Below are 19,308 nucleotides of genomic sequence, written 5' to 3' on the forward strand. Positions count from 1 at the left end.
AAAAATTCATCGTTGATATTAGAAATATGTGACTATCATCACATATTTTATCGCTAACCACATTAATAGTTAACGTTAACAATTAAATTAGGATACTATTTAGATAAAGGTATCTAATATTGGATAAAAAGGGGATTTTTATGTCTACTGCTATTGATAAAGCCAATCAAGCTGTCAAAAATTTAGAAAAAGTAATGAATAAACAATATTATCCGCATTTTCATTTAGCACCATCTGCTGGTTGGATGAATGATCCTAACGGTTTAATTTATTTTAAAGGTCAATATCATGCTTTTTATCAGCATCATCCTTATGATGAAAACTGGGGACCAATGCATTGGGGGCATGTAGTTAGTGATAATTTAGTCACATGGAAAAGGCTACCAATAGCCATTGCTCCTGATCAAGAATTTGATAAATCAGGCTGCTTTTCGGGATCGGCGGTGGATAATAATGACAAATTATGTTTATTTTATACTGGTCATATTTGGTTAAATGGGCAAGGTAATGATGAGCAAATTGAGCAAACCCAATGTCTTGCAACTAGTAAAGATGGTATTCATTTTGAAAAACAAGGCACCATACTTACGCCAAAAAGCGGAATTATGCACTTTCGCGATCCTAAAGTGTGGCAACAAGATGGTAAATGGTGGATGGTAGTCGGTCAACGAACCCCACAAGATGTCGGGCAAGTTTTGTTATTTCGATCGGATGATCTAAAAAATTGGCAATTTGACCATGTTTTGGTAAGTGATATCGATCCTGATGTTTATATGCTTGAATGCCCTGACTTTTTTCCACTTGGTGATAAATGGATCCTTATGTTTTCGCCACAAGGCATGAAAGCAAAAGGTTATCAATATCGTAATCGCTTTCAATCAGGTTACATTGTGGGTGATTGGCAACCAGGGCAACAATTCTCAATGATTAAACCTTTTCAAGAAATGGATTTTGGCCATGATTTTTATGCACCTCAATCATTTCTTGCTGCTGATGGCCGGCGTTTAATTTTTGCTTGGATGGATATGTGGGAATCAATCATGCCAAGTAAAAAAGATAAATGGGCTGGAGCATTTACCCTTCCCCGTGAGCTCATTTTAGATCAAGATAATAAAGTTAGAAATCGTCCCATCAAAGAGCTTGAAGCATTACGAGAAAAGCCAAAATCATTTGAGGAATTAACCCTTACTAATGAGCTTAAAAACACCAATATTGAATCTATTAGCTGCGAGCTGAACGTTGAATTTGATTTGACGCAAAGCACGGCTGAACGATTTGGCTTACAGCTAGCAGCAACGAAAGACGGTAAACAAGCTACATTATTATATGTTGATCTACAATCTGAGCGGATTGTACTCGATCGTAGTTTATCGGGGCTTGAATTAAAAGGTTATCGTAGCGTACCATTACCAAAAAAACAAAAATTAACTTTGCATATATATGTTGATGCTTCATCTGTTGAAGTTTTTATTAATGGTGATTTATATAGCTTTTCAAGCCGTATCTATCCTAAGTTACCAGCAGAGCGAACTGTAAATCTATTTGCTGAAAATGGTAACGCTAAAATCACCAATCTAGAAAGTTGGCAGTTAAAATCTATTTATGCGTAATGCCTATTCACTGCCAATTGGCAGTGAAGTTTGGCTTTGAATACTGAGCTTTTTATTGAGAAGTTTTAAATGTTGTGCGATAAATGGCTTTTTAGGTAACATAATTGATCATACAATTTGTGTCATAAGTCTATTATTACTCCATACCACATAATCGCACAATAAATGATAATGTAGAGCCATCAACGCAGACCATTATTTTTAATGGTTATTAAATGTTTGCTTAGCATCGGGTTTATCATAAACACCAAAATGATCAACTATTGTACTGCTGGCTTTATTCAACCCTAAAACTTCTACGTGTGCACCTTCTTTGCGGAATTTAATCACAACCTTATCTAAGGCTGCTACAGCCGTTATATCCCAAAAATGCGCTTGGGTAAGATCTATTGTTACCTTTTGCACAGCCTCTTTTAAATCAAATGAACTAATAAATTTTGCAGAAGAGGCAAAAAATACTTGTCCATATACTTTATAAATACGTTGCTGTTTAACTGGTTGCTCCTTTTTAATTTGCAAATAATGGGCAACTTTATTGGCATAAAACAATGATGCTAGTAATACTCCCGTAAATACGCCGTAAGCAAGATTATGGGAAAATACGACGACAATGACTGTTGCAAGCATAACAATATTGGTTGAAAGTGGGTATGATTTAAGGTTTTTTATCGAGTCCCAGTTAAAGGTGCCAATTGAAACCATGATCATGACAGCAACTAATGCTGCCATGGGTATTTGGCTCACCCAGTCTTGCAAAAAAACAACTAATAATAAAAGTATAGATCCTGCTATCAATGAGGATAAACGCGTTCGCCCTCCTGACTTCATATTCACCATTGATTGACCAATCATAGCGCAACCAGCCATACCACCAAAAAAGCCGGCGATAATATTGGCGATACCTTGCCCTTTGCACTCTCGGTTTTTATCACTTGGTGTATCGGTTATATCATCCACAATAGTTGCGGTCATCATCGACTCCAATAATCCCACAATTGCTAATGAAATTGAGTAAGGCAGAATAACCAATAATGTATCAAGATTAAAAGGCACATTAGGGAGCAAAAAGGTAGGTAAGCTCGTAGGAAGCGCTCCCATATTACCAACGGTTCTTATATCCATCCCAAAATAGATGTAGAGACCCGTAAGGATAAGAATACAGAGTAACGGTGATGGCAAAATTTTTCCTATTTTAGGGACATAAGGGAAGAGATAAATAATAGCAAGCCCTGCAATAGTCATCATATAGACATGCCATGTTACATTGGTCAGTTCAGGAAGTTGTGCTAAAAATATTAAGATCGCTAATGCATTAACAAAACCGGTTACTACTGAGCGTGATACAAAACGCATTAAATTTCCTAATTTAACAAAACCTGCAATAATCTGAAAAATACCACATAGTATGGTTGCAGCTAGTAAATATTCAATCCCATGCGCTTTAACCAGACTTGCAACTAATAATGCCATTGCACCAGTAGCCGCAGAGATCATTCCAGGACGGCCACCCACAAAAGCGGTAATAACCGCTATACAAAAAGCAGCATATAATCCCACCTTGGGATCAACACCTGCAATAATTGAAAAAGCAATTGCTTCAGGAATAAGAGCAAGAGCTACAACAATACCTGATAAGACATCGTTTCTGATATTTGAAAACCATTCTTGACGTAAAGATTGCATTGAATTTTACCACCACTGAAAAAACAAAAGAAAATTACAGCGTGAAGCAATGCGTTAGAAAATTGTCAAAATTTGATAGGGAAGCCTGACTTCTGTGCATCACGCGAGTAATTATAATTATTATTGATAAGAACAACTCGCAATAAACTACACAGCTATACTCCAAAATGAAATTTATTTTTTATAATAATAAAACTTAACTAGTTGTACAAGGTTAATTTCTTAACTATAGTTAAATATTATAATATCTTAATGAGGTTAAAGTACGATAACATTAGTAATGTCTAACCTAAATAGAATAAATGTAATCTGTTGGGTTTTCACCCAAATATTAGTCTATGCTGACCTTAGCAAATGGCTCTCTTTAGTAATACAATTGTTCATATTCTTGTGGCAATATTCAACCACTAGTTAGTAAGATATAGACCTACTTAATTATCAATTGAATGGCGTATATTTATGTTTGATAATAACATGATATAAATGATGGGTATTTTTACGTATTACACGCTAAATGATAAATACCGCATTACTCGTTTTAATAGTCTTTAATTTTTCTTATAAGGATTGTCTTTCTAAATAAGGTGACGCTACAGGTATTATTTCATTTTGGGTTTTGCCATCAATAATATGTAAAGCTGCTTGTTCACCAATTTCATAATGAGGTAATTGCACTGTTGTCAATGGTGGATAAAATAGCTCACCAGTACCCACCATATTGTCGTAACCTAGCACAGCAACATCATTTGGAATATGAAAACCTCGACCAAGTAAAAATTGATAAGCGACAAAAGCGATTCGATCGTTACCACAAATTAATACATCAAAATCTGTTTTTTTATTACAATGTTGTTTCAATATATCAATTGTCATCATATATTCTTGAGCTAGGTTAGCTGACAAAATTGATGTGTGATAACTGGTAATATCCTCCAAATTGTTACCCGCATCAATCCATGCTTGTTCGGCTGCTGCGCGCCTAGTTTTTCCTGCTAGCGTTTTTTCTGATAAATAGATACATAATGGTTTTTTATAACCTTTATTTATCACCTGTTGCATGGCTTGATATTGACCTAAATAGTCATCAGGAATATAGCAAGCAAGTTGCTTTGAATCGCTTATGCAGTTAGCTAATACAACATTTTTATCTAATAACTTTTCAGGCAGTTCAACTTTTCTTAATCCCATTGTGGTATAGATGATACCGTTAGGGCGATATGACAGTAGGGTATTAATGGCATGATCGGCATCTTTATCATCAAATAAATTAACAATAAAGGTATTCCATCCATGATTTTGGGCAGTTTTTTCTATGGCTTGGAGTAATTCTACTGAAAACGGTGTCATGGCGGTTTCTAATGCTAAAACACCAATAGCAGAAGGTCCCGAGTTATCACCACGAATCTTTCTTGCCGATAAATCAGGCACATAATTAAGTTGTTCAATAGCTTGTTTAACGCGTTTATAGGTTTCTTTATTTAATTTGTCAGGATTATTTATTGCACGTGAAACCGTCATCAGTGACACAGATGCTAATTTTGCAACATCCTTAAGTGAAGCCATAGTTAAATCCTTTTGTTTAACAAGATGAAAAATGATTAACAGCCATTACTATGCATGATGATATCACAAATAGAAATGATAAAAAGTGTGAGGAGGTTAACATTTATGATAATCGATTCTATCTATTTCGTATTAAATATGGTCATAATGTTAACATTAACATGTTAACGTTAAACTTCATCAAATTTCAACAATATAAGAGTAATAAACATGAATATGATACAAAATAGAAACTATTGGTTCTCGTCAGGCTACCTTATTACGTTTTATGCTGCATGGTCGCTTTGGTGGTCTTTTTATGCCATTTGGTTAAAAAGTAAAATTGGCTTATCGGGTGAACAGTTAGGTATTGTTTATGCGGCTAATTCTGCTGCAGCCATGTTTTTTATGATTTTCTATGGCATTATCCAAGATAAATTACAAATAGGTAAAGCCGTAGTGACCTTCCAAAGTATTATCATGGTTCTTATTGGCCCTTTTTTAATTTATGTGTATGAGCCTTTATTAAAAAATGATTTTATTTGGGGTGTTTGTATTGGTGCACCAGTTTTAAGTGCCAGCTTTATTTCGGGCAGTGCTTTGATTGACTCTTTTATTGAACGTATTAGTCGATTATTTGGCTTTGAATTTGGCCCTGCTCGTTTTTGGGGATCATTTGGTTATGCTGCTGCAACGTTTGTTGCGGGTATTTTATTTGGCATTGATCCTCATATTAACTTTTGGATGGCGTCGGGTGTTGCGGTTATCTTTTTTACCATTAATATGATGTTTAAGCCAAAACAATATCAAGCATCACCAACTGAAAATAACGATACTGTTTTAGTAGAAAAAACAACGACTATACCAACAATGGGCGAAATTTTATCGCTGTTTGGTTTGCAAAAATTTTGGTTGTTTGTGTTGTTTGTTATTGGTACTTATAGTTTTTATACTATCTATGATCAGCAGTTATTTCCTAATTTTTATACTGGTTTTTTTGAAAAACCAGAAGATGGTTATCAAGTTTATGGTTATTTAAATTCCTTCCAAGTCTTTTTAGAAGCAACTTGTATGATTATTGCTCCTTATTTTATTAACAAAATGGGGGCTAAAAGATCGTTATTAGTTGCTGCACTAGTTATGATTTGCCGAATTGCATTGTCTGCAACGTTAGATAATATTTATTTGATATCATTCGTTAAGTTATTTCATGCAATTGAAATTCCATTATTTATTTTGGCGATGTTCAAATATATTGTGGGTAATTTTGATGCAAGATTATCGGCGACCCTTTATTTAGTTGGGTTTAATATTTCATCCAATCTTGGCGTTATTGGGTTGTCATGGCTAGTTGGTAAATTATTTGATAATACCGGATATTCGACAACATTTTATGTCCTTGCTGGTGTTGTTTTACTGACTTCGGCGATAGCAATATTTACTTTAAGCGATGAGCAAAAATCAAAACAATAATAATCTTAAATTCGCGCTAACAATGATAACAAAATGGAAACATGGAATTTCCATTTTGCTTTTTAATGTGATGATAAATGAATACAAAACTTGCTTCTAGGTTAAGTTTGCGAAACAATGTTAACAATTTTAGTTATTGTGTACAGGAACTTGTTGTGAACGATGCAAAGATTGTTGTTAAACCCCAAATGTTATGGCAAACCATTCGACAAGAAGCCTCAGCATTAGTTGAAAGCGAGCCGATGCTAGCTAGTTATTTCCACGCAACTTTACTAAACCATGAAAACCTAGGGGATGCTTTAAGTTATATTTTAGCCAATAAGCTTGTTTCTCAGGTTATGCCTGCTATTGAAATTCGTGAAATTGCTCGGCAGGCGTATGAAGCAGATGAAAGCATTATTCAATCAGCTATAAATGATATTATGGCTGTCTATATTCGCGATCCTGCAACTAATTATTACTCAACGCCTCTACTTTATTATAAAGGCTTTTTATCATTACAAGCTTATCGGATTGCTCACTGGCTTTGGATGCAAGACCGTAAATCATTAGCCATTTTTTTACAAAGCCAGATTGCGATAGTGTTTGGTGTTGATATTCATCCCGCAGCTCAAATTGGTTGTGGCGTGATGTTTGATCATGCGACAGGAATTGTGGTTGGTGAAACAGTGGTGATTGAGAATGATGTTTCTATCTTACAATCAGTAACATTAGGCGGAACAGGTAAACAAAACGGTGATCGCCACCCCAAAATACGCGAAGGGGTAATGATTGGTGCTCATTCAACAATTTTAGGTAATATTGAGATAGGTAAAGGCGCTAAAATTGGTGCTGGCTCTGTGGTGTTGGATCCCGTGCCACAACATACAACCGTTGCCGGTGTACCAGCGAAAGTGGTGGGTTGCCCTGATTGTGAAAAACCAGCTTTAAATATGGATCAAGATATTTAATTGTTATTAGATAATAAAAAACTCCGTTGATAAACACAGACGGAGTTTTTAATAATTGATTGGCTACTTATTGTTAAGATTTACATCCATTGTTGGGTATGGAATATTAATATTATTTTCAGTTAATCCATTTTTGATATTTTCAAGTAGATCACCTTTTACCGTGCCATAATTTTCGTTTAATGTCCAAACTAACACATTAAAATTCATTGAGGACGCATCTAAAACATCTAATCGAATGGTAGGCTCTTTGGATGTTAATATATTATTAGTTTTATCAACTGCTTGCTTTAACACTTGGTATACTTTTTGAATATCTGAGTTATAGCCTACATTGATCACTAAATCTAAACGCCTTTCAGGTAAGCGTGTATAGTTGATAATATTAGCGCTGACAACCTGACTGTTAGGGATAACAACTAGTTCGTTGGTAGGGGTAACAATAGATGTTGAAAATATCTGTATGGAGTCAATAACACCTTGCTGGCTATTGATGATTACTGTTTCACCGACTTTAAATGGTCGAAAAATAATTAAAATAACCCCAGCGGCAAAATTAGATAGCGAGCCTTGTAATGCCAAACCAACAGCTAAACCTGCAGCACCAATAACAGCAACAATCGACGCCGTTTGTACGCCCAATTGACCTAAAACGGCAACTAATGTCATTACCATAAAGGCATAGTACGACAAAGCGCTGACAAATTTAACTACAGTCGGATCAACGTGGCGATTTAATAATATGCGTTTTAATTGGTTGCTAATAAATTTAGCGATAGTTCTACCAATAATAAAAATAATAATAGCAAAACAAAAATGTGCAATATAGCTAAATACCACTCCATCGTACCTTTTGATAAACGAAATGGCATGATTTAAAAAATCTTCAAAATTCATCGTATTATCCTCAGTAATAGGTAATAAAAATTTTTATCAAGGTCTTGGGTTACCAAATTGACTAAACCAATTGTTTGGCTAATAAAGCCCAACGTGTATCAAAATTAGTGGTTGGTAGATATTTAAAACCTGAACGAGAATAACGTGCCATCATACCTTCACAATAAGCTAATAACTGGCTAGATAAAATCCGTTCGTCTGTTATAAAAGCCACTCCCTCACGAATTTTTCGTTCACGTAAAACTTGTTTAATTTGAGTCTCAATGCGTTCAAATAGTTGGCTAATCCGCTCTTGTAACTGTTCTTGCTCAAACATTAATGCATGACCGGTCATAATTCTGGTTAATCCTGGGTTTTTTTCAGAAAAGCCTAATATCAACGCAAGAATAAGTTGTAAACGCGTAAAGGTATTGGGCTCTTCTTGCATAATGACATTAATGCGAGACAACAAAATATCTTCAATATAGGCAATTAAGCTTTCAAACATTTTTGTTTTGCTTGAAAAATGTCGATATAGCGCAGCTTCAGATACACCTACCGTTGCGGCTAATTTAGCTGTTGTGATTCTTTGAGTCCCTTCATTGGATTCAAGCATCGTTGCCAATGCTTGTAATATGTCTTCTTTGCGATTTTTATTTTTGCTACTCACGATCATTTTTTACCTGAATGCCCAAATCCACCTTCACCACGTGCTGACTCAACAAATTCATCAACAATGTTAAATTCTGCTTGTACAACCGGCACGATAATTAATTGGGCAATTCGATCGCCTGCTTCAATAACAAAAGGCGTTTGACTACGGTTCCAAACAGGAACAAATAGCTGACCTTGATAATCAGAATCGATTAAACCAACCAAATTACCAAGCACAATACCATTTTTGGAACCGAGTCCTGAACGAGGTAATACTAATGCAGCCAAGCTAGGATCAGCAATATGCATTGATAGCCCCGTAGGCGTTAAGATGGTTTCACCTGGTTTTATTTCAGTTGTTTTATCAAACATTGCTCGTAAATCAATGCCAGCAGATCCTGCGGTTGCGTAGGTAGGTAGTGGAAATTCATTTCCCAGTCGTTTATCTAATATTTTTATATCAATTTTTCTTTTCATCATGACTCGCTTTATATCGTGTTATAACAGCTTGAAGTAACTGTGTTGCTAATTGTTGCTTACTGCTTAATGGTAACGTTTGCTCACCGTTTTGCCAATATAGTGTTAATGAATTTTGATCGGAATTAAAGCCAATAGTTTTATCTGAAACATCATTAGCACAAATTAAATCTAGATTTTTTGTGATTAATTTTTTTAGTGCATAAGTTTTGACATCATGAGTTTCAGCTGCAAATCCAACGACAAAAGGTCGATGGTTTTTTAGTGCTGCGACACTTGCAACAATATCGGGATTTTTCACTAATTCAATAGTAAGTTCATCGTTATCGCTTATTTTTTTGATTTTTTGCGTCGCAATTGTTTTAGCATGATAGTCAGCAACAGCGGCGCAAGAAATAAAAATAGTTGATTTTTGCGCGTGATTTAGTGCTTCATCGTACATCTGCCTAGCACTTTTAACGTCAATTCGGTTGACATTATTTGGTGTATCTAAATGAACTGGCCCACTAATTAACGTCACTGTTGCACCCATTTGTGCAGCCGCGTTTGCAATAGCAAAACCCATTTTTCCTGAACTGTAATTACTAATGTAACGAACTGGATCGATTTCTTCGATCGTTGGGCCTGCGGTAATGGTAATGGATACGTCTGAAAGTACTGAAGTTGCTTTAAAATAGTGTGCAATTTCTTCAACAATTGCGTGTGGTTCAAGCATGCGTCCTGGTCCAATATCACCACAGGCTTGGAACCCGTTATCTGGTCCTAAAATTAAGGTATTTCTTGACGCTAATACTGATAAATTATGTTGAGTTGCCACAGCTTTATACATTTGTTGATTCATTGCAGGTGCAATAGCAATCGGTGCAGAGCTTGCTAAGCAAATGGTAGAAAGCAGATCATCGGCAATTCCATTTGCCATTTTGGCAATAATATTGGCAGTTGCTGGCGCAATTAGGACAAAATCAGCCCATTTGGCGAGTTCAATATGACTCATAGAAAGCTCAGCAGATGGATCGAAGAGATCACAAGATACCTGATTGCCAGACACGGCTTGTAGGGTCATTTTGGTGACAAAATGGCTAGCCGAATCAGTTAAAACGACATGCACTTGCGCACCAGCTTTCTTTAAATGGCGAACAAGATCAGGGCATTTATAAGCAGCAATGCCGCCCGTAATTCCTAATAAAATACGTTTACCATATAAACTCATGAGAAGCTTCCTTCACACCTAAAATGAAAGCGCTATATTACCACAATTAAGTTAGATAATAAGTAGCTCTTTTGCATTGGCTAACGTTGCATCTGTAATTTTATCGCCACCTAATAATCTCGCTAACTCATTTAACCGTCCATTATTGTCTAATTTTTGCATATCTGTGGAAGTTTTTTTGCCATTAGTTTGTTTACTAACAAAGTAGTGCTGATTAGCATGCCCTGCTACTTGTGGTAAATGCGTAACGGTAATAACTTGCGTTGATTGCCCAAGCTCTCTTAATAGCTGCCCTACTTTGGCGGCAGTTGGTCCGCTGATACCGACATCAATTTCATCAAAGATTAACGCAGGCGTATCCATTTTTTTTGCCGTTAGCACTTGAATTGCTAAAGCAATACGGGATAATTCGCCACCCGATGCGACTTTAACCAGCGGTTGTGGATTTTGACCGGCATTAGTACTGACTAAAAATGTTACTTGATCAGCCCCATCGCTGTTTAATCGATTTTCGTTAAAAGCAATATCTATACTCAATTGTCCATTTGGCATCGATAATTCATGCATCGTTGCGGTCACATTTTTAGCTAACGTTTTACTGATTGTTAAGCGTTTTTGGTGTAATTTAGCCGCAATTTCAATAGCAATTTGATGATATTTCTTTATATCTGCTTTCAGTTGTTCGCTTTGCTCATCTTGTTGGTTAATTTGTTTGAATTCAGCTAACAAATTTTGATGTAATTCGGGTAGGGTTTCCGGAGATACATGATGTTTGCGAGCCAATGCAATTTGCTTTGAAATCCGCTGTTCAAGTTGCATGGCGCGAGCAGGATCAAGTTCTAAACGCTCGCTATAGTGGCGCAGTTCATCACTTGCCTCTTTAATTTGGATAGAGGCTTCTTCTAACAGGTTATAAACGCTATTTAAGCAAGAGTCGAGTTCAGCTAGTTCTTGAACGCTATTTTTTACACTGCTTAGTAAATTATTAACATTATAATCATCAGCTTCATCTAATAGCATGACTGATTGTTGGCTAAGGTTAATTAATTGTTCACTGTTTGATAATCGCTTGTACTCTTCGTCAATTTGTTGATACTCTCCTTCAATTGGCGAAAACTCATTAAGCTCTTTTAACTGATATTGCAAAAGTTGCATATGTGCATCACGCTCTTGCCGTGAAGCTTCGTATTGTTGGTAAGTGCGCACTGCATCTTTCCATTGCTTATAAGCTTGATACATCTGCGTTAGCAGTGTTGGCTCATTCATATAATGATTCAGTAACAACTGTTGATAGTCACTGCGCAAAAGCCGTTGATGTTCATGTTGACCATGAATTTGAATGAGCATCTGACCCAAATCTTTTAATTGCGAAATAGGTACGGCACGACCATTAATAAAAGCCTTAGAACGTCCATCTTGATTAATAACGCGCCGTAAAATACATTCATTGCCTTCATCAAGTTGGTTTTCACTGAGCCAAGCAAAAGCAGCTGGTGTATCATCCAGCACAAAACTTGCAGAAATATCAACGCGATCTGCACCATAGCGAATCGATGAGGCATCGGAACGATTGCCTAAACATAATCCCAATGCATCAATGGCAATCGACTTCCCTGCACCTGTTTCGCCGGTAATAGCGGTCATTCCCGAAGTAAAATCGACAAGAAGCTGATCCACAATAGCAAAATTATTAATAGTAAGTTGAGTTATCATAATAATTAAATACAGCTGATTAAAATTAGTACGAGTATATCAACAAAAGCACTGTAAATAAATACAGCGATTTAAATAAAATAACGATTTTTTTGTTATCTTAAACAGAATTATTGCACTTTCTGGCTTTTTGTTAGTTTTTGGATCTTATTTATATTATATCTGTAGACATAGCCATAAAGCATTCTGTAGCTATTATTAAGCGAGGCTTGTTTAATTCTTGTTTATCTTTATTTGTTGCTCAATTCTTCCTACTTATGCTGTTTTTATTGTGATTTTTATATTATTTTCTATTCTTTCCATGCTTTTTGCGTCATTAATTTCTTTCATCGTATTGTTAATTGGTACAAAAGCAATAAAAGAAAACAGTAGTGCTACAGCAATATAATCAGCTCTACGTTTATGCTTTTTTAATAGGATGTAAAAAATATTCACAATACAATTAAAAATGAACAAAACAACAATAATGAAATTGATAATTTCCTGTGGAGATATTGTGCCGATTTCATTATTACCCAAACTCGGGTAGATAAAACACACTTCTAAAAAATAAAGCACGTAAAGAAAATAAACCATACTTAAACCCGATAACAAAATCTAAAAACTTTTTTATATTATATTGTTATCAATAAAAATACTAATTAATTATGTGCTATAAAAATACCGTTTATAAAAATTTAACAGATTATTTTTAATAAATGGCTACTTTCTATTATTTCAATCATGTTTACTGTTAGCTGATTCTTTCTATTCTTCTTTTATCTAAAATTACAGTGGAGTATACTTTAAACACCTCTTCTTTTAATTATGGGGAAACCCAATATGTTTGGAAATAAAACAAATCGCCAAGTAATTATTTGGACAACTATCATTGGTGGCTTTTTCAGTTCATTAGTAAAATGGGGTTCAGAGGTTAATATGCCTCCTCGTGTACCAGGTGAAATATCGCCACCAGCAGCGCACATTGATGCATGGCTTGGTTGGCTTGGGATTAATTCCCACTCGCTTGATTATATTTACCAAGGGGCAAGCGTTTTAGGGGCGGTGACACTTTATCACTGGTTATTTAGTTTTGCTTTTGCCTTTGTTTATGTTGCTGGCGCATATTATTGTAATAAAATCCGCTTATGGTATGGTGCATTATACGGCATTATTATAACTGTTGTTATGCATGGTTTTTTAATTCCGTTACTTGGCTTTCGCCATCCTGCTTATGATGCTGAAGGAACTGTGGGTTGGTTATGGAATTTAAATGGTTATGAGCTTTGGAGTGAAATTCTGGGCCATATTTATTGGGGAGCATCAATCGAAGTGTGTATGATTGCGGTATTAGCCCATTTTGCAAGACCAATTCATGGTAAGTGGCGTCAATAATTGATTTAAATTTAGATCAGTTCATGTTAGATCCTGCTATTAAGCTATAGTGGGATTTTTTATTCTATTTGATATAGAATAAAACTATAACAATCAATAAAAAACTAGAATTATTCAATATCTGTTTTTTTTGTTATCTTTTTTATCACTAAAGAAAAACGATAAAAAGGAAATAAACATGAATACTGCTGTTATTGGATATCCTCGTGTTGGTAAGCTTCGCGAACTCAAATTTGCAACAGAAGCTTATTTTAAAGGTAATAAAACCCAAGCTGAATTATTAAACGAAGCCAAAGTGCTACGTGCTGAGCACTTAAAACAACAAGCGGCACAAAAAATTGCTTTTATTTCATCGAATGATTTTTCATTTTATGATGCGGTATTAGATACAGCATGTTTACTTAATGTCATTCCAAAACGTTACCAAGATTTAGGTTTACCAGAACTTGACCGCTATTTTGCCATGGCACGTGGTTATCAAGGTGAAAAAGGTGATGTGCGTGCGCTGGCTATGAAAAAATGGTTTAATACCAATTACCATTATTTAGTGCCTGAAATTGAAGATTCAGTACAGATTAAGTTAACAGGTACGAAACCTTTTGATGAATATCAAGAAGCTAAAGCGCTAGACGTGCAAACCAAGCCAGTTGTGATTGGTGCATTAACCTTTTTTAAATTAGCGCAGTATTTAGGTAAAAAACAGTTTGTTGATTTTAAAGCGGATATTATTAAAGCTTATCAAGAGATCATCCAAAAATTCACAACGCTTGGTGCTGAGTGGATCCAAATTGATGAGCCAATTTTAGTGACGGATCTAAATAAAGACGATATCGCTTTATTTACTGAACTTTATCAAGCGATTTTATCGGTTAAAGGTAATACCAAAATTATTCTACAAACCTATTTTGGTGATGTGCGTGATTGTTATAAAGAACTTGTCGCTTTACCTTTTGATGGGATTGGGCTTGATTTTGTTGAAGGTAAACAGTCATTTGCTTTACTTGAAAATAATGGCTTCCCTGCTGATAAAGTGTTATTTGCTGGTGTTGTTAATGGTAAAAATATCTGGAAAAATAATTACCAAAAAACCTTAGATTTACTTGGTAAAATCAAGCAAAAAGCCACAAATATTGTAATTAATACATCTTGTTCATTACTGCATGTTCCTTATACATTGCAAAATGAAACCAAATTAACCATTCAACAACGCGCTTATTTTGCTTTTGCCCAAGAAAAGCTACAAGAATTGGCTGAACTTGGTCAGTTATTTAATGATGCAAATCCTGAAAATAACACTGCTTATAAAGCTAATCAAACACTATTTTCCCGTGAACGTGAAGGTGCAAACCAAGCGGTTCGCCAAAAAGTGGCGGCATTAAACGCGTCTGATTTTACCCGTTTACCTGAGTTTTCAGTGCGTGAAGCAGCGCAGAAAAAGGCCTTTAATTTACCATTATTACCAACCACAACCATTGGATCATTCCCGCAAACGCCTGATGTGCGTTTAAATCGTGCTAAATTTAAAAAAGGTGAAATTTGTTTGAATCAATACACTGAGTTTAATCAACAAAAAATTGCTGAATGCATTAAATTACAAGAAGAAATTGGCATTGATGTGTTAGTGCATGGTGAATTTGAACGTAATGACATGGTCGAATATTTTGGTGAAAGCTTAAATGGCTTTGTGTTTACCGAAAAAGCATGGGTGCAATCTTACGGTACACGTTGCGTTAAGCCACCGATTGTTTGGGGGGATATTTCACGCTCTAAACCGATTACGGTTGAATATTCGAAATATGCACAAAGCCTGACTGATAAACCTGTTAAAGGCATGTTAACAGGGCCTGTCACCATTTTAAATTGGTCATTCCCACGCGAAGATATCTCTCAAAAAGAATCGGTATTCCAAATTGGATTGGCCATTGGTGATGAAGTGTTAGATCTTGAAGCTGCTGGCATTAAGATTATCCAAATTGACGAAGCCGCCTTAAAAGAAAAATTACCACTGCGTAAAGCGGATTGGAACAGCGAATATCTGGATTGGGCGATTCCGGCATTTAGATTAGTACACAGCAAAGTCCAAGCTGATACCCAAATTCATACACATATGTGTTATAGCGAATTTGCTGACATCATTAAAGATATTGATGCAATGGATGCTGATGTGATTTCTTTCGAAGCTTCTCGCTCTAATCTGCAATTAATTGATGTACTCAATGCTAATAATTTTAAAACTGAAGTTGGACCTGGTGTTTACGATATTCATTCGCCGCGTGTTCCACCTGTGGCTGAAATTAAAGCAACCATTGAAAAATTATTGGCAAAAATTGATAAGCAAAAATTATGGATTAATCCAGACTGTGGTTTAAAAACGCGTGGCGAAAAAGAAGTAATTGAAAGCTTGCAGCATCTTGTTGAGGCTACATTAGAAGTAAGAAAAACACTGAATTAGGCACTGTTTTTACAAAAAACTGAGCTTATTTACTAAGACATCGTACTTTACGAGCCTGAAAATTCCGTCGCCTATTTTGGTGGCGGAAATATTAATAAGGAAAATAAGTGATATAACGAATGGATGATACAAATGAAAACAAATCTATTATTTAATCAAAAAACGGTGTTCTCTTTTGAAGTTTTTCCCCCTAAAAAAACCTCACCTTTAGCAACCATTTATAGCACGTTGCGAGAGCTTGGTTATTTTAAGCCCGATTTTATTAGTGTTACTTATGGTGCTGGTGGTAGCTTAAATGGTCAAACCACCATTGATATTGCGCATTCGGTTAAACATACTTATGGCATCGAAAGTGTTGCGCACTTACCGGGGATCAATTTTGATAAAGCCGAAATGCAAAAAATCCTACACGATCTTAAATGTGCAGGGATTGATAACGTGCTTGCTTTGCGTGGTGACATCAGCCCGAATGTGCAACCTAAAGATGATTTTCGTTTTGCCAGCGAACTGGTGACATTTATTAAAGAAAACGGCGATTTTAACGTGATTGGCGCATGTTATCCAGAAGGTCATCTTGAAGCATCAACCCTAAAACAAGATCTGATCCATTTAAAAGAAAAGGTCAATGCTGGTACTGATCAACTGATTTCGCAGCTATTTTTTGATAACGACTATTTTTATGCATTTTTAGATAAAGCGCACGATATGGGCATTAATGTGCCGATAGAAGCCGGCATTATGCCAGTGACTAATAAAAACCAAATTGAGCGCATGGTATCGATGTGTGGGGTGAATTTACCGAAAAAATTCAAACAAATGATGGAAAAATATGAACATCATCCTGATGCATTTCGTGATGCGGGTATTGCTTATGCAATTGATCAGATTGTTGATTTAGTTTCACAAAATGTGGATGGCATTCATTTATACACTATGAACAATAGCTACATAGCCAGACGCATTAGCGAAGCTGTCGCAACATTATTAGCTGTACCAAAATCAAAATAGTGATGATGAGAAAAGGATATATCAAGGATTGATAGGAATTGGTTGCGGGGGCTGGATTTGAACCAACGACCTTCGGGTTATGAGCCCGACGAGCTACCAAGCTGCTCCACCCCGCGCCAAAGAGGTAGCTATATTATAGTAATAAAATAAAAAAGCAATACCTATTTAGCTTAAACGCTACATTTTTAAACATTCTTGAGTTAATCTAGACTATTTTCTAATATAAACACAAATTTACTTGAAAGTTTTTAACAAAAATTTTAGCCTTCTTCCAAAAATAAAGACAGCAAAATCCAACTGTGCTGAAAATAGCAATAATTTTATAACCATATGATTTCAATTAAAAAACAAAAATAAAAAATTAAATAAAATCAATTCTCTATCTGAACAGTTTTGATGAGTAACACACTGATTTTTTTACATCAGTATTTTAGTACACTTAGATAAATAAACAAAAGTCATTAACGTTAATATAATGATTAACAAATATCGGGGAGTTATCAACATGATGCTACTATCTAATTATCTAAAATCTACAGATATTGAATTAATCAATACTAATTTAAAAAAGTAGCTATGACAAACTTACAACATATTCTTAATGATCACTACACAGAACTAGAACTTAATACTAAACAAGATACCCAAACCTTACTTTTCATGAAAGCTTGAGTATGATTTTAACGGGAGATTATAATGAACCCGTTTTCAAATGTGCTTAAAAATTTATAAAGATGAAATGTATCTTGGTTATTATCACTATTTAACAACATTAGGCCTTACCTTTGTTGATGAATTCTTTATTATCAGATAACCAATAAAAACACATTGTGTTGCATTTTATATTGAAATGCTTAAACGCCCTAAAATCTGGTCAAAGAGATTCAAGTAATAGATACCTTTATATAAAAAAATAATTTTCTGTTTCTCGACTTTTTATGCATTTAAACAATATTTTTACGAAGATAACGTACCATACAAAGTGCTAGCAACATAATTAGATTAGTAATACCCAGAAAGAGACTTATAAAAAATTACAAACATTGAATTAAAAACTAACACAAACAGAAGGTTGTTGCAAAGAGACCGCTTAGTTGGGACAACTAAAGATGATCAACTACCGCTCTTTTTTTAGTTTATATTAAATACAGGTATTATCGATTTTTACAATTCCTCGTGCTCCGTATAATCTTCTAACACCGCATCAGTCATACGTTCTAAATGTTTGGCTTTGCTAAGATCTTTTAAATTACTGTAGGGGATATAGCTACAACGATCTGATAATGGTCCACTTTCTAGTAACGAAAATACTGGACGACGGATCTCTTGAAATACCTTTTCCTGCCGGCTGTCTGGGGCGACAATATGTAGTTTAATATTCATATTGGGTTGTAAGGCGAGTAAATCCGCCATGCGTAAAATACCCGAATACACCGAGGTGGTATGTTCTACTTCAAACGCGCGAGTGATAGAGCGCCCTTTTAACCAAATCACATCAATTTGTTCAATGGTATTTAAAGTGGTTTCATCATAATTCAGTGGTAATTTTTCTAATAATGCTTCGGTACCTTTTTTCCACTCTTTTAATACACGGCTGCGATCGGCTTTCGGTAGCCAAATTTTCATCCCCATACAGGTACCAATTTGGGCAAGTAACGCCTGCATTTTGATTGATTCACGTACCTCTGGGTTTTGGGTTGGCGCATCATCATCGACTAGCTCGCTATCGCTGGGCACTGATACCTTAACTACTTTCTCGGTTCGATTTACTGTATGCGTTTTTAATTTCTTTTGATCTTGTTCATTAAGGGGATAATCAGTGGTTATGTTATTTTGTTGTAATAGGCAGTTTGTTAATAACTTGCCATCTTTTTCGCTTATTTTATTTAAACTATTACGCAGCAATCCGGTCCAACGACTACTACTTTTATCAATGTTTTGAGTAAAAGAAAGGTGTTGCCAAATTTGGTCAGAATGAATAGGAATGGCTTGGGTTAATGGTAACCACACTTTAACACGAATATGAAAACGAACAATAAACGGATCATCCGATTCTAAAAAAAGTGGTGTGCTATCTTCATAAGGGCCATCAACCACTTCAAGCAGACCGCACCAGCGAGATAATCGAACCAGATAACAAATAAAAATATCCCCTGCTTTTACTTTTTCTGCCAGTGATTTTTGTCGAACCCGAAAACCGGATACTGTTTTATCTGAATTCATAAAAGCTTGATACGTTTCGGGTGAAAAAATATTGGTGTAGTAAGCCATAAATAATTATCCGTT

15 protein-coding genes and 1 tRNA gene are annotated in these 19,308 nt (G+C 35.4%); 6 read left to right on the forward strand and 10 right to left on the reverse strand.

Going from position 1 to position 19,308, the window contains the following annotated elements; all coding sequences use genetic code 11:
* Positions 1-140 precede the first annotated feature (140 nt).
* On the forward strand, positions 141-1,610 hold the full coding sequence (locus A9G30_RS11560) for a glycoside hydrolase family 32 protein (RefSeq protein ID WP_065589053.1): 1,470 nt from the start codon (positions 141-143) through the stop codon (positions 1,608-1,610).
* 201 nt (positions 1,611-1,811) lie between these two features.
* On the opposite strand, the gene A9G30_RS11565 is transcribed toward A9G30_RS11560, so the two are convergent.
* Both A9G30_RS11565 and A9G30_RS11570 read right to left on the reverse strand, forming a co-directional pair.
* Positions 1,812-3,293: a SulP family inorganic anion transporter gene (locus A9G30_RS11565; RefSeq protein WP_065583171.1), complete on the reverse strand. Its 1,482-nt coding sequence runs from the start codon at positions 3,291-3,293 to the stop codon at positions 1,812-1,814.
* Positions 3,294-3,851: 558 nt separating this feature from the next.
* Positions 3,852-4,856 carry a LacI family DNA-binding transcriptional regulator gene (locus A9G30_RS11570; protein ID WP_065589054.1) on the reverse strand — a complete coding sequence of 335 codons (1,005 nt, stop codon included), beginning with the start codon at positions 4,854-4,856 and terminating at the stop codon, positions 3,852-3,854.
* A 210-nt stretch (positions 4,857-5,066) separates the two neighbouring features.
* On the opposite strand from A9G30_RS11570, the gene A9G30_RS11580 reads away from it, so the two are divergent.
* Complete coding sequence (locus A9G30_RS11580) at positions 5,067-6,308, forward strand: oligosaccharide MFS transporter (RefSeq protein WP_065583174.1); 1,242 nt, start codon at positions 5,067-5,069, stop codon at positions 6,306-6,308.
* A 188-nt stretch (positions 6,309-6,496) separates the two neighbouring features.
* Complete coding sequence (gene cysE / locus A9G30_RS11585; protein WP_065583328.1) at positions 6,497-7,258, forward strand: serine O-acetyltransferase; 762 nt, start codon at positions 6,497-6,499, stop codon at positions 7,256-7,258.
* A gap of 63 nt (positions 7,259-7,321) precedes the next feature.
* Here the strand turns inward: cysE and A9G30_RS11590 are convergent, their stop codons facing one another.
* From A9G30_RS11590 to A9G30_RS11615, 6 genes are all read right to left on the reverse strand, one after another.
* Positions 7,322-8,155 carry a mechanosensitive ion channel domain-containing protein gene (locus tag A9G30_RS11590; protein ID WP_065583175.1) on the reverse strand — a complete coding sequence of 278 codons (834 nt, stop codon included), beginning with the start codon at positions 8,153-8,155 and terminating at the stop codon, positions 7,322-7,324.
* A 61-nt stretch (positions 8,156-8,216) separates the two neighbouring features.
* Positions 8,217-8,810, reverse strand: a complete 594-nt coding sequence (gene slmA, locus A9G30_RS11595; RefSeq protein WP_065583176.1) for a nucleoid occlusion factor SlmA — start codon at positions 8,808-8,810, stop codon at positions 8,217-8,219.
* The gene (gene dut / locus A9G30_RS11600) at positions 8,807-9,265 is read right to left on the reverse strand and encodes a dUTP diphosphatase (RefSeq protein WP_065583177.1); all 459 of its coding nucleotides are present in this window, start codon (positions 9,263-9,265) and stop codon (positions 8,807-8,809) included. The genes slmA and dut overlap by 4 nt, the downstream gene beginning before the upstream one ends.
* Entirely contained in the window at positions 9,249-10,475 is a 1,227-nt protein-coding gene (coaBC, locus tag A9G30_RS11605; RefSeq protein ID WP_065589055.1) for a bifunctional phosphopantothenoylcysteine decarboxylase/phosphopantothenate--cysteine ligase CoaBC, read from the reverse strand. Before coaBC ends, dut begins: the two co-directional genes overlap by 17 nt.
* A 51-nt stretch (positions 10,476-10,526) precedes the next feature.
* The gene (recN, locus tag A9G30_RS11610) at positions 10,527-12,188 is read right to left on the reverse strand and encodes a DNA repair protein RecN (protein WP_065589056.1); all 1,662 of its coding nucleotides are present in this window, start codon (positions 12,186-12,188) and stop codon (positions 10,527-10,529) included.
* A gap of 255 nt (positions 12,189-12,443) precedes the next feature.
* Positions 12,444-12,764 carry a hypothetical protein gene (locus A9G30_RS11615; RefSeq protein ID WP_065589057.1) on the reverse strand — a complete coding sequence of 107 codons (321 nt, stop codon included), beginning with the start codon at positions 12,762-12,764 and terminating at the stop codon, positions 12,444-12,446.
* A gap of 246 nt (positions 12,765-13,010) precedes the next feature.
* Between A9G30_RS11615 and A9G30_RS11620 the strand changes: the two genes are divergently transcribed.
* The 3 genes from A9G30_RS11620 (at position 13,011) to metF (ending at position 17,022) form a co-directional block, all read left to right on the forward strand.
* Positions 13,011-13,562, forward strand: a complete 552-nt coding sequence (locus tag A9G30_RS11620; RefSeq protein ID WP_141672105.1) for a YagU family protein — start codon at positions 13,011-13,013, stop codon at positions 13,560-13,562.
* Between the two features lie 178 nt (positions 13,563-13,740).
* Positions 13,741-16,014, forward strand: a complete 2,274-nt coding sequence (gene metE / locus A9G30_RS11625) for a 5-methyltetrahydropteroyltriglutamate--homocysteine S-methyltransferase (protein WP_065589059.1) — start codon at positions 13,741-13,743, stop codon at positions 16,012-16,014.
* Between the two features lie 132 nt (positions 16,015-16,146).
* Positions 16,147-17,022, forward strand: coding sequence for a methylenetetrahydrofolate reductase [NAD(P)H] (gene metF, locus A9G30_RS11630; RefSeq protein WP_065583329.1), 876 nt, complete (start codon positions 16,147-16,149; stop codon positions 17,020-17,022).
* A gap of 39 nt (positions 17,023-17,061) precedes the next feature.
* Here metF and A9G30_RS11635 read toward each other — a convergent pair.
* A tRNA-Met gene (locus A9G30_RS11635) sits at positions 17,062-17,138 on the reverse strand.
* A 1,048-nt stretch (positions 17,139-18,186) separates the two neighbouring features.
* Positions 18,187-19,293, reverse strand: coding sequence for a hypothetical protein (locus A9G30_RS11640; protein WP_065589060.1), 1,107 nt, complete (start codon positions 19,291-19,293; stop codon positions 18,187-18,189).
* Positions 19,294-19,308 lie beyond the last annotated feature (15 nt).

This window comes from Gilliamella sp. Fer4-1, assembly GCF_001690515.1.
Lineage (GTDB): Bacteria > Pseudomonadota > Gammaproteobacteria > Enterobacterales > Orbaceae > Gilliamella > Gilliamella apicola_C.